General features: G+C 32.6%; 9 protein-coding genes. 2 read left to right on the top strand and 7 right to left on the bottom strand.

What is annotated here, in order from left to right:
* The first annotated feature begins 75 nt into the window (after positions 1 to 75).
* A complete protein-coding gene (locus tag CLPA_RS03260) occupies positions 76 to 2,064 on the top strand; it encodes a glycoside hydrolase family 68 protein (protein WP_004455504.1) in 1,989 nt (662 codons plus the stop codon).
* A 244-nt stretch (positions 2,065 to 2,308) separates the two neighbouring features.
* Here the strand turns inward: CLPA_RS03260 and CLPA_RS03255 are convergent, their stop codons facing one another.
* Entirely contained in the window at positions 2,309 to 2,560 is a 252-nt protein-coding gene (locus CLPA_RS03255; protein ID WP_004455506.1) for a hypothetical protein, read from the bottom strand.
* Between the two features lie 494 nt (positions 2,561 to 3,054).
* On the opposite strand from CLPA_RS03255, the gene CLPA_RS03250 reads away from it, so the two are divergent.
* Entirely contained in the window at positions 3,055 to 4,002 is a 948-nt protein-coding gene (locus CLPA_RS03250; RefSeq protein WP_004455508.1) for an Rpn family recombination-promoting nuclease/putative transposase, read from the top strand.
* A 342-nt stretch (positions 4,003 to 4,344) separates the two neighbouring features.
* Here CLPA_RS03250 and CLPA_RS21055 read toward each other — a convergent pair whose 3' ends face one another.
* From CLPA_RS21055 to CLPA_RS03220, 6 genes are all read right to left on the bottom strand, one after another.
* Positions 4,345 to 6,618 (bottom strand): Ig-like domain-containing protein, encoded by a 2,274-nt coding sequence (locus CLPA_RS21055; protein ID WP_004455510.1) that lies wholly within the window; start codon positions 6,616 to 6,618, stop codon positions 4,345 to 4,347.
* Positions 6,619 to 6,936: 318 nt separating this feature from the next.
* A complete protein-coding gene (locus CLPA_RS03240) occupies positions 6,937 to 7,710 on the bottom strand; it encodes a tyrosine-protein phosphatase (RefSeq protein ID WP_004455512.1) in 774 nt (257 codons plus the stop codon).
* Between the two features lie 178 nt (positions 7,711 to 7,888).
* Positions 7,889 to 9,328: a lipopolysaccharide biosynthesis protein gene (locus CLPA_RS03235; protein WP_004455513.1), complete on the bottom strand. Its 1,440-nt coding sequence runs from the start codon at positions 9,326 to 9,328 to the stop codon at positions 7,889 to 7,891.
* Entirely contained in the window at positions 9,325 to 10,524 is a 1,200-nt protein-coding gene (locus tag CLPA_RS03230) for a glycosyltransferase family 4 protein (RefSeq protein WP_004455514.1), read from the bottom strand. Before CLPA_RS03230 ends, CLPA_RS03235 begins: the two co-directional genes overlap by 4 nt.
* Positions 10,525 to 10,543: 19 nt before the next feature.
* Positions 10,544 to 11,854, bottom strand: a complete 1,311-nt coding sequence (locus tag CLPA_RS03225) for an O-antigen ligase family protein (RefSeq protein ID WP_004455515.1) — start codon at positions 11,852 to 11,854, stop codon at positions 10,544 to 10,546.
* A 79-nt stretch (positions 11,855 to 11,933) separates the two neighbouring features.
* Positions 11,934 to 12,794, bottom strand: a complete 861-nt coding sequence (locus CLPA_RS03220; protein WP_004455516.1) for a beta-1,6-N-acetylglucosaminyltransferase — start codon at positions 12,792 to 12,794, stop codon at positions 11,934 to 11,936.
* Positions 12,795 to 12,814: the final 20 nt, after the last annotated feature.

Raw genomic sequence — 12,814 nt, 5'->3', positions numbered from 1 at the left:
AATATAGTAAAGTGAACATAAAATGTTCACATAAGTAATTCTTTTTTAAATTAATTCATAAAAGGAGGTGAAATTATGTCAATAAAAAAGACATTACTAACATTGCTATTAATAACTGCTGCTGTAAGTTTTATGTCAATTTTAACAACTTCATTAGTAAAAGCTGAAACTATTAAGCAGATTGGAGTACAATATCAAGTACACGTGCAAAATATTGGCTGGCAAAAAACTGTTTCAAATGGAGCTGAAGCCGGAACCCATGGTAAATCTTTAAGGGTGGAATCATTAAAGCTTAACTTAGTAAATGCTCCTAGTGGTGCTGAAATAGACTATCAAGCTCATGTACAAAATATTGGCTGGATGAACTGGGTATCTGATGGACAAATGGCGGGCACAGAAGGTAAATCTTTAAGGCTTGAAGCCATTGAAATAAGAATAGTTAAAACTGCTGATGGAAGCACACCATCCCAAGAAAAATTCAAAGTATCCTCAGTAAGTTTAAATAAATCTGAAGATATGCTGACAGTAGGAAATACAGATACTTTAAAGGCAACAGTTCTGCCAGAAAATGCTGAAAGCAAAGTAAAATGGACATCCTCCAACAATGCCGTAGCAACAGTGGATGATAAAGGAAAGATAACTGCAAAAGCTGCAGGATCAGCAAAAATTACAGCAACTACATACGATGGAAATAAAACTGCAAGTTGTAATATAACTGTAGTAGTTGATAATGACTTTGGTATTTCTCACATAACACGTTATGATATGCAAAAAGTAGCAAAAGAACAAAACAGTTCACAATTTAAGGTGCCTGGATTTGATGCATCAAAAGTAAAAAATATTCCTTCCGCAAAAGGCCTTGATGTCTGGGACAGCTGGCCGCTGCAAAATGCCGATGGAACAGTAGCAAACTATAAGGGCTATAATATTGTTTTTGCTTTAGCAGGTAACCCTGAAAATGGTGAAACCTTTATTTATTTGTTCTATCAAAAAACAGGACAAACTTCCATAAACAGCTGGAAAAATGCAGGAAGAGTTTTTAAGAATAGCGATAAATTTGTTCGAAAAAATGATTCTTACCTTAAACATCAGACAGAAGAATGGTCTGGTTCTGCTACTTTAACTTCAGATGGTAAAATCCGATTATTTTATACAGATTTCTCTGGTTCTACCCAGGCAGGAGGAACTGGCGACAGCAATCAAACATTGACAACTGCCCAAGTTAACCTGTCTCAGCCTGATACCAAAACTCTTAAGATTAATGGTGTATCAGATCATAAATCCATCTTTGATGGAGGAAATGGTACAATCTATCAAAACATTCAGCAATTCAGAGATCAGGGGTTGTGGAGCTCTGGTGATAATCATACTTTAAGAGATCCCCACTATGTGGAAAACAATGGTCATAAGTATATTGTATTTGAATCCAATACGGGAACAACAAATGGTTATCAAGGAGATGATTCTTTATACAATAAAGCATACTATGGTGGAAGTGATGACTTTTTCAGAGAAGAACAGGCTAAACTGTTGAAGAGTTCTAAAAAACACCTAGCATCTTTAGCCAATGGTGCTCTTGGAATTGTGGAATTAAATAATGACTACACTGTGAAAAATACCATGCAGCCATTGATTACATCTAACACAGTAACAGATGAGATTGAACGTGCCAATATATTTAAACTAAAAGATAAATGGTACCTATTCACAGATTCAAGAGGATCTAAAATGACCATTGATGGAATAAGCGATAAAGATATATACATGCTGGGATATGTTTCTGATTCCATAACAGGACCTTATAAGCCACTAAACGGCAACGGCCTTGTACTCTATATGAATCTTGACCCTTATGATATCACCTTTACTTACTCTCATTTTGCCATACCACAGGCTGATAGTAATAATGTAATTATCACAAGCTATATGACAAATAGAAGCTTTTTTAATGATCATCATTCTACCTTTGCACCAAGCTTTTTAGTTAACATTCAGGGTTCTAAGACTTCTGTTGTAAAAAATAGTACTATTGAACAGGGGCAAGTTAGAATTGATGAAAAATAATTATTAGTGAGACTTCAAAATAGACATTTTATTATAAGCCACCTTCTAAGACATTCATTAGAATGACCTAAAAGGTGGCTCTAATTATTATTTAATAACTTTATTCATTTCAATTGCTATAATTTCTTCACTCACTAAAGTACTTTGATTAACAGCTTCAATAAATGAATCAAATTTGTCTATAATATTTTCTCTGTTAAAGAAGCTATATTGGCATTAAAATTCACTACATTTTTAGTTTCCTCTATATATTTTTCCAGAACTTTCTTGCATCCTCTATTAGCTCAGAATTACTAGCACCTTTCGCTATCTTCCCACTATCACTAACCTTATCCACCAGCTTAACTCCTTTGTTCCTTCCAAGACTTGAAGTAGTAAATACTCCTGCGGTAGAGCTTTCAGTAAATAGGGTATAAAGGAAAGGAGTGCTGTAATAATAAAGAGAGCTATCACTATGTTTTTCAATACGCTTTTCATAGTTGCAGCCCTTTCCCATAGTCCTCTTTACTAAATTAGAGGAATCATAGCCTAAATCAAATTGAAAGTCCCTTCCGCCATTTACCTTTAAGGCTGTAGTATCTATTTTATGGGACCCGGTAGAGGTCTCTACAGGATCATAAGAGGGTGTTACTGGTGGGGTGGTATCTGGCTTTGGCTGTACTGGTGGTGCAGTTACATATCCTTACCTCTTTTCCTATAGTCTTTTATTTAATATTTTATTTATTTTCCAAATGGAATTCTAAAGATTTTTCTACAGATTTGTTCATACATAATTATGCTATAAATTGAAGAATTAAAACAATTGTATTTACTTTGACTAATTTATATATTTTTACAGTAAAAACATCAATTGGTTATCCTAAAAATAAACTATAGATAATCCTTGTTTTCTCTTTAAGTTTTAATTCAATATATTTATCCTTCAATCCTCTATAGCATCGCCACCTTTTTCTATGATATAATTAGACTATAAAAGGCTGGTGAAAACCCATGAATAAACGCATAAAAGATGAGCATGATTTAGGATATAAACATATACTGTCCAGTAAAAAGAACTTTTTGCAATTCCTTAAAGGTTTTGTAAAGAAAGATTGGGTAGCCTTAATAAAAGAAGATAATCTAATTTTAATAGACAAAGAATTTATCCTTAAGGATTTTAAAGAGGAAGAAGCGGATATAGTCTACAGAGTAAATATAGATGGAAATGACATTATATTCTATGTACTTCTTGAATTTCAGTCAAAAGTAGATTTTTCAATGCCTATTAGGCTTCTCATGTATATGACTGAAATCTGGAGAGATGAACTTAAAAATACAGATGATAAAACCAAAAAGAAAAAAGATTACAGACTGCCAGCCATAGTTCCTATGGTGGTATACAACGGAAAGCATAACTGGACTGCAGTGAGAAATTTTAAACATATACTTAAAGGTCAGGAACTCTTTGAAGACAATGTAGTTGATTTCAGATACTTGTTATTTGACGTTAATAGAATGGAAAAAGAAGAACTATTAGAAATAGCTAATATAGTAAGTGCAGTATTTTTATTGGATCAAAATGTAAATGATATAGAAATAGTAGATAGACTTAAACTGGTAGGAAGAATACTTAGAAAAGATTCCTCTAAAGAACAGCAGAAAATATTTAAAGCTTGGCTTGTAAATATACTAAGAAATAGATTTAAAGACAATATAGATACAAACATAAACAAACTTTTAAAAGAAACATCCGAACTGGAGGTGGAAGATATGGTAAGTAATTTAGGTAAAACCATTGAGAGAGGCTTTAAGACTTCTGAACAAAGAGGCATTGAAAAAGGAAAAGAAGAAACTGCTGTAAATCTTTTAAAACTTGGAATAGCTGAAGAAATTATTGCTAAAGGCACTGGGTTAAGTTTAGAAAAGATACTTAAACTTAAGAAAAAATTTGCCAACTAGAATTGTATCCCATATAATATATGACTTGAAGTCATATACTTACTAAGTATATATATGTTTAATCCATCAAAAAAAGAGAATCGCCACAAAAATGACGATTCTCTTTTTTTGTTATCTTATCCTATAAATATCACAATGCATTAATTCCACCTGCCGCTGTTCCAACTATAGTTGGTGGTTTTTTCAGTGCTGTCAGTACTTTTCAGCATTCTGCTTAGACTGCCCATAGTGTCATAGACATATTTGTATTTTTTAATTTAATTATGTCTAATACTTGTTTTAACTTTCCATAAAAATGTATATATGATTTTACAGCTTACATCAAAATTATTACTATTTTTCCTAATCCAAACTGCTGATTATACCATTTACAATGGCATTGGCAATGGCATCTGGGTTATACCTGTTTACATCTTCCTGTGAATCAAGGAAGAAGGTTTCCACTAACACTGCAGGCATTACTGTATTCTTCAGTACATACAGATGATCTCCATCTATACCTTGTACTTTTACACCTCTATTTCTGTATCCCAGTGCTACCATATTATCCTCAATGTTCTGCCCAAGTTCTATGGACTTAGCACTTCCACCAGCCCAAACTTCTGTTCCAACACCACCTCCGACATTGGCATGGATACTGATGAACAAATCTGCCTTGGCATTATTGGCTGCGGCCACCCTCTGTTGTAATGAATCTGACTCATTGGTTGCCGTAACTGGTTTTGTCTGTACCACAGTATATCCTAGGCTCTCCAGCTTACTGATGACTCTTTGTCCAACTGCCAAATTTACTGGTCCTTCTTTCATAATGGCCTCAGCTCCTACATCTACTGGTGCTACATTATGTCCTATGTCTATGGCAATCACCTTATTATTTATAGATACTTTTCTATCCTGTTTGATAACACTTCCATCATTTCCTATGGACTCTACTGTTATAGTATGCTGTACCCCACTAAGATTACTTGTATCTAAATTATAAGTAAACCCACTGGTTATTCCCCCTGTGTATCCTGGAAATGCAAAATTTACATCAGTTCTTGCCTGTCCTATATTGGCATTGCCCACTTTGCTTCCATCTATATATACAATTACCTGTTTTACACCTGAATCGTTTAAGGACCAGCCCTTTATCTGTGCAGTTTTTCCGCTTACAGTTGAATTGTTAATAGGAGTCTCTACCCACATTTTTGCCGGCAGTCTGTTTATGCTTATTTTTCTATCCTGTTTAATACTGCTGCCATCATTTCCTATGGATTCTATTGTTACAGTATGGTTCCCAGCGCTTAATTTACTTATATCAAGCTTATAACTAAAGCCGCTGTTTAACCCATCAGTATAACCTGGAAATATGCGATTCACATCTGGTCTTACCTGACCCGCACTGGCATTTGCCACCTTATTACCATCTACATATACTACTACCTGCTTTACTCCTGTGTCATTTAAAGACCAGCCTACTATATTGGTAGAAATTCCATTGACAACTGCATTATTTGCAGGAGTTTCTACCCACATTTTTGATGCTTTTCTAGTAACATTTATCTTTCTTTCCTGCTTAATGCTACTGACATCATTTCCTGTAGATTCTATGGTTATAGTATGCTTTCCTCCACTTAATTTGCTTATGTCAAGATTATAGGTAAAACCGCTGTTTACTCCTCCAGTGTAACCTGGGAAATTGTGATCTACATCTGGTCTTGCCTGTCCTATATTGGCATTGCCAATTTTATTTCCATCTACATATACTGCTACCTGTTTTACTCCTGTGTCATTTAAGGACCAGCCCTTTATATTAATAGCTGTTCCATTGACAGTGGTATTATCACTAGGAGTCTCTACCCACATCTTCGGTGCTAACTTATTTATATTTATCCTTCTATCCTGCTTAAGACTGCCGCCATCATTTCCTATGGATTCTATGGTTATAGTATGCTTTCCTCCACTTAATTTACTTATGTCAAGATTATAGGTAAAACCGCTGTTTACTCCTCCAGTGTAACCTGGGAAATTGTGATCTACATCTGGTCTTGCTTGTCCTATATTGGCATTGCCTGCTTTATTTCCATCTATGTATACTGCTACCTGCTTTACTCCTGCATCATTTAAGGACCAGCCCTTTATATTAATAGTTGTTCCACTGACAGTGGCATTATCACTAGGAGTCTCTACCCACATCTTTGGTGCTAATTTATTTATATTTATCTTTCTATCTTGCTTAAGACTGCTGCCATCATTTCCTACGGATTCTGCTGTTATAGTATGCTGACCACCGTTTAACTTACTTACATCAAGCTTATAGCTAAAGCCGCTGTTTACTCCTCCAGTATAATCTGGGAAGTTGTGATCTACATCTGGTCTTGCCTGTCCTATATCAGCATTACCTGCCTTATTTCCGTCTACATATATGGCTACTTGTTTTACCCCAGAGGGATTTAAAGACCAGCCTTTTATGTCAATAGAATTTTCCTTTAAGCTCACATTATTCTGAGGTGTTTCTATCCACATTCGTGGTGAAAGTTTATTTTCTGCTGCTTTTACTTTAGTACCATTAGTAAAAATACTAATGCAGATAATTGCAAAAAACAGCAATGCAAATTTCCATAAATTTTTCATTTATACCACCTTTCAACATATTATTTTATATTACTTGTTTATTGTAACATATTTTTCATAACTTTACCATTTAACTTAATGACTCTTGCTTAATAAAAATTTATATTTTTATTATAGATATACACTTTAACGTATAAATATTACCAATTATAAATTTATACTTCCGATTGCATATCTAAAAAACTTATAGGAATTTTCATGAATTTACAGCCTTTATTCTCCTATAATAATGGTAATAGGGGTACAGACATATTGTGAATATCTGTACCCCTGTATTTATTAGTATTACAGTATTTTTCAATAAATTAAAAAATACAACTATTTCTTATTAAAGAAAAAGGAAAACAATCCTTTTTTCTTTTCTATCTTTTTTAAATCCACATCTATTTCTTCATTATCTAAAATACACTGGGCATTTTTCTGAACCGAATTATAAATTTTCTCATAATCTTTCTTTATATCTCCCATAAGTAAGCCGAGATTTGGACATCTTCTTTCCGTAGAATGAGCATCAGAGGCAATAAAGTGACAAAGGCCATTATCCATTAAACTATAGGCTGCTTCCTTCACTCTTTTTCCCATAAGTCCCATTATGCTGGTGGTATTAAGCTGAAACAAACAACCTTCCTCAATGAACTTATTTATATTAGTTAAGTCCCCATTTATATAAAGATATCGTTCTGGATGGGCAACTATGGGTTTTACACCTAGAATCTTCAGCTCATAGATTATATCTATGGCATTATCCGGCAGCACGTCCATAGGAAATTCAATGAGCATATACTTTGAAGCATTTAAAGGATGTATAATTCCACTTTTATAAGCTTCCAAGGTATATCTGTCTACAAAAACTTCTTGCCCGGGAAATATTTCTACATTTATTCCCTTTGTTTTAAGTTGAGCATTTAAATTTTCTACATGCCCCAGTACATCTTCAAATTCATTTTCATAGCTTCCTCTGTAATAATGAGGAGTAGCTATCATCTTTTTGGTACCATTTTCTTCTGCAATACGAAGCATTTCAACACTCATATCAATATTTCTAGAACCATCATCAATGCCCGGCAGTACATGGCAATGTATATCTATCATTTTATTCTCCTCCTCCCCTTGCATTCTTTTCTTTGATTCATCCTATATATGAAATAGTAATATCATATTTTTTATTATATATTATACATTGTGTAACAGCATATTCCAACACAATTTTTATATTTTTGATCTGATCTTCATAAATAATTTGTTCTTTGAACTTTATACTTTATTCAAATCATCTTTTAAAAAGAGCAGTTCTTATAAAATTATATTCTCTAGTAATAACTAAACCTATTACATAAAACACTATTCCTATTATAAATTTTACTGCGGCACTGATAATTGTATTAGGTATATTTAATTTAATAACCCTGTAAATCACTATATAAGCTGCTGCCATTAGAGACATAATTATAATAGTACTGACAAATTCCTTTAAAAAGCTGAAATAATTCTGCTGAAATACTTTTTTTATGAGAATATAATATCCCTGTATGAAGTTCAGTAAAAATCCCAATACTAAAAGACCTACCAGATATTCTATTTTACCAAGCCTTAAACCTATTATTATAAACAGAATCATTGTACAGGCACTTATGACTCCAGTTTGAAACAATTCCTTAGTATGACCTGTAGCCTGGAAGATAGATCCTGAGCTAGATAAGACCATTTGAATAACTATGCTTATGGATAATATACGAAAACTGTTAATACTTCCAATCCATCTTTCACCATACATTATAAGTATAATTTCTCTGGCGGAGAAAAAGCAGAATACCGTTATAAAAGCCCCCATCAGTGCTAAAATTTTTGCTATTTTTTTATAGTGCATAAGTATTATGTCTTTTCTATGCTGAAATTCTGAAAGCACCGGCTGCAGCACTGGAGTTATGACGAAGGTCAGATTTTGCACGGGATACAGCATAAGTTTATAGGATTTATCATAATAACCCAGGGCATCCATACCCATATATTTTCCTATAAGTAGGTTGTCCAAATTTCTTGAAAAGTAATTTATCATGTTGAATAAAAATTGATATATGGAGAAACTTCTTATCTCCTTAATGGGTTCCATACTGAATTTTTTAAAATTCACTTTAATCCTGCTGCATCTAAAACAAATAAGAAAATTAATCAATGCCTGCATTATAGAATTAAATACTAGGGCATAATAGCTAAATCCCATATATGCTAATATAATTGTTAAAATACCTGCCAGAACATTGGAGTATAAACTGGACAGAGCCACAATCTTAAATCTCTTGTACTTTAAAAGTATATTGCTTGGCACTATATTAAGCAAATTGAATACGATGCTGAAGCATAATAAATGTCCTATATTTATATAGACACTATTGTTGTAAAAGTAGGCAATCACATAGGAAAATCCAAAGAATATGACACTTAGGATTATTGAAATTAAAAAGGTGAATATGAATATACTTGACATATCGTCTCTTTTTAAATTCTTATATTGAATTATTGCAGGTCCAATTCCCATATCTCCAAGCATATTAAAAAATACTATAAATATAAGTACAACAGATATTACTCCGTATTCCTCAGGAGTGAGGAGTCTTGCTAAAATTGAAGTCAATAAGAGCTGTATTAAAACATTACTATACTTTGCAACAAAATTTATTAAAATTCCTTTTTTTAATCCTATATCACTCACGTTTTTTCCTCCAGGCTTGGACTAATTAATCTATCAAATAACTTCTGCCATTCTTTAGCAACTATACTGACGTTAAAATGCTGTGCTCTAATGATGGCATTTTGAGACATTTTCAATCGTTTTTCTTCATTATGCATTAACTGTAAAATAGCCTGTGCCAAAGCTTCAATATCCTCACAGGGCACTAAAATACCATTAACATTATCATTAATTATCTCTTTCGGTCCGGCATTTTCAAAGGCAGCTACCGGCAGGCCACATTCCATAGCTTCAGTTATTACAAGACCAAAGCCTTCCCATCTTGAGGAGGATACATAAATTGAAGATTTTAAATAGTAACTTTTTATATTATCAGTAAAATTCACAATATCCACTCTGCCAGAAACACCTAATTCTTGTATAAGACTTTCTAAAAGTCCTCTGTCTGAGCCTTCCCCCACAATAGTGAGCTTCCACTGATTATCTTCTCTGACAATCTTCTCAAAAGCTCTTATGAGCAGATCAAATCCCTTTTGCCTATCCAGTCTCCCTACAGATAGTATATTTTTATGCAGACAATTTGATTTTTCACTGCTGAAAAAACTAAGGGGATTATATATTCTTTTACAGTGTAAATTCATCTTTTCCCTGTACTTATGTTTATCATCTTCTGTAAGCACTACTACTGCATCAAGTTTAGGATACAGTTTTTCTACTGACTTCTCTCTTCCCCACAAATATTTTTCTCTGGTATTAAAATATGCCTCATAGGAATTATGCTGCCAGCTGATGGTCTTTGCCTTCAATTTATCTGCTATAGCTGCAAGTAAGAGACCTATTTCCCCTTCTGAACCTATAACTATATCGTAGTCTTTACTATTTAGATAATTGATATATACATTTCTTAAAGGCTTTGGAAAGATGGCGGCTTCCAGCAATCCGTACAGAAATTTATTATGAAAAATCCCCAATTTATTATTTAAAACTGTAACAATTTTTCTAATTTTTCTTTCCAAAAAACTCAATTTAAGAGGCTTTATTTCAATATTTATTCTATCCTCATTCAGACCATAGAGTCCATCCTTGGAATATTTTTCATTGCCTACATATAGTATATCTATTTGATTATTTAGTGAAAGTTCATTGAATAGTGTACTGGTTACCCTTTGAACTCCACCGTGGGAAAAAAATGAATAGGTGATGACACATATTTTCATGATATATACCTCAGATCTTTTAATTTTCTATCCTCTTGAATCCTTTTGATTTATTACTTACCATATAAAAATTGAACATCAAAAGATAATATACTACATTATTCACATAGTAATACTGGTTAGGATTGAAATTGGAACAGATTAAATTTACGGCAAACAAACTTATGGCAAAAGCTTTTTTTACCGCAGTATCTGAAGCCTTCAGTGCTTTTACAAGTATGTAGATATTAAAAGCTGTAAATAGAATAAATATAAGCCAGCCCTGCTCTATAAGTACATTTAAATACTGGGTATGTAAATCAATGTCGCTGACCTTGTAGTAATAATATATGTAATTTCTGTATTGACCAAGGCCTACGCCCTTAAGTGCCTCTACATGAGGTAAAATATACTTAGTCACATTGCCATACTGTATGAATCTATAGCCTTGGGTATTTCCCCTGTTTACAAATAGAGTTTCATATATTCTGTGCCAGGATAGAGCTAAAAGTATGACAGCTGCCAGTGCTCCAGACAGGATAGCAGCTAATTTTTTAGTGGTTAAACGCACACTTTTCCAGTTATAACTGAATATATAAATTACCACTGACAAAAATATAGCTACATAGGCTATACGGGTTAAAGTTAAAATTGAAAATACTACTGTTAAAACTACAGCTGCCAAATCTCTCTTTCTTCTGTTAACTATATAATTATAGAAAACCACTGTAAATAAAATTGCTGACAGATTACCGCCGGCATTATTGGTCATGGCTATTCCCACAGCTCTTTTTACTTTAACTAATCCCTCTGTATATATTATATTTTCGTTAAATCTGCCATAAATCAGCTTTTTATTCGTAATATACTGAACTATTCCAAATATGCCATTAAATATAGCCAGATATGTGAAATAATTAAATATTTTCTGTCCATAACCTTCATAGACTTTACTAAAACTTTTATATATGAGATAAATAAGATATATACTTATATAAGTAATACTTAAATTAATAAAATTCACATGATTAAGTATCCACACATTGAAGACCATAAATACAATGTCCGCCATTAATAAAATAAAAAATATGTGTTCTAAGGTAAATTCCAAAACAGATTTACTTATATTTATAATAAAAATAGCAGCTATTACAATTAATGTAGAAGATATATATAAATAAGTATGAGAAACACTGTCCTCATAACTGGTCATTATTGAAAAGGGTACACATAGAGTAAGCAATATAAGCCCCATGTTATAATAGGGTTTATAGTAAAAAAATTTTTGTCTTTTCAAAGCAAATAAGCCCAATAGTACAACTACAATAAACACTAATAATTTTACAGTCATATTTTCCTCCTATTCTAATACTATTATCTTATATTTTTGATAAAAACATAAGTCATTTAAATTTTCATACCAATATAAGCTACACAATTTCATTTAATTTTTCAAACAGATTACTGTCCATATTATAATCCAGCTTTCTGGCATACAGCTTATGAGAGTTTTGTAATTTTTGAAAATCCTCCTCCAGTAATACCTTAGGAGAGGCCCCTCCATTACTCCAGTCAATATACCTCATATTATCATTAAACAAATGCTGTCTATATTTTGAATTAACTAAAATTGTCTGAAAAAATATCTCATCTCCACAGTGAGTATTCTGAAAAAACTTTATGTAGTCAGGATTTTTGTGGAGAAATTCCAAAATATATTTCATACAATCCCCAGTTATTGAAAACCAGCAGGAGCCTCCATATAATTGAGGTAAACTTTCAATATTCCTTTGAAAAGCAGTAATTTTCATCACAAGCTTTTCATACTTATACATAATTTTTCTTGTAAATTCATTGGCAAATAGAAAATGGGGATAATGGACTAAAACTCTGCTCATGCCATTGTAGGGCCAGTCGTTAGGTAAAGGCCTGTATTGTATAAATTGTTTTCCATAGTTCTCTTTAAAAAAGCTTTTTATTTCATCCCTGCACTTTATGGGGTAATCCTGTCCGCTGATAAAATGAATGTAGTCATAAGAACCTGTTTTATGAATCTTTTTTAACAATTCCACAGTGGCAAAAAACTGACTGCTGTGTCCCCATTTAACCTTAAACCTCTTATCTGTAAAATAGATATTATCCTTTTTCTCTATAAAATTTATTATACTGGACTTTTTATCCACATGTATGAATATATCTACATCTTTATCACTGATCTTATCCACAAGATTATTTAATTGTTCAGGATTTTTATGGCACTGAATGGCATAGGCCATTCTAAAATTGTCCATAGACAGCCTCCTCAATAATT

The organism is Clostridium pasteurianum DSM 525 = ATCC 6013 (assembly GCF_000807255.1).
GTDB classification, from domain to species: domain Bacteria; phylum Bacillota; class Clostridia; order Clostridiales; family Clostridiaceae; genus Clostridium_I; species Clostridium_I pasteurianum.
This window is presented reverse-complemented; position numbering and strand designations above follow the sequence as displayed.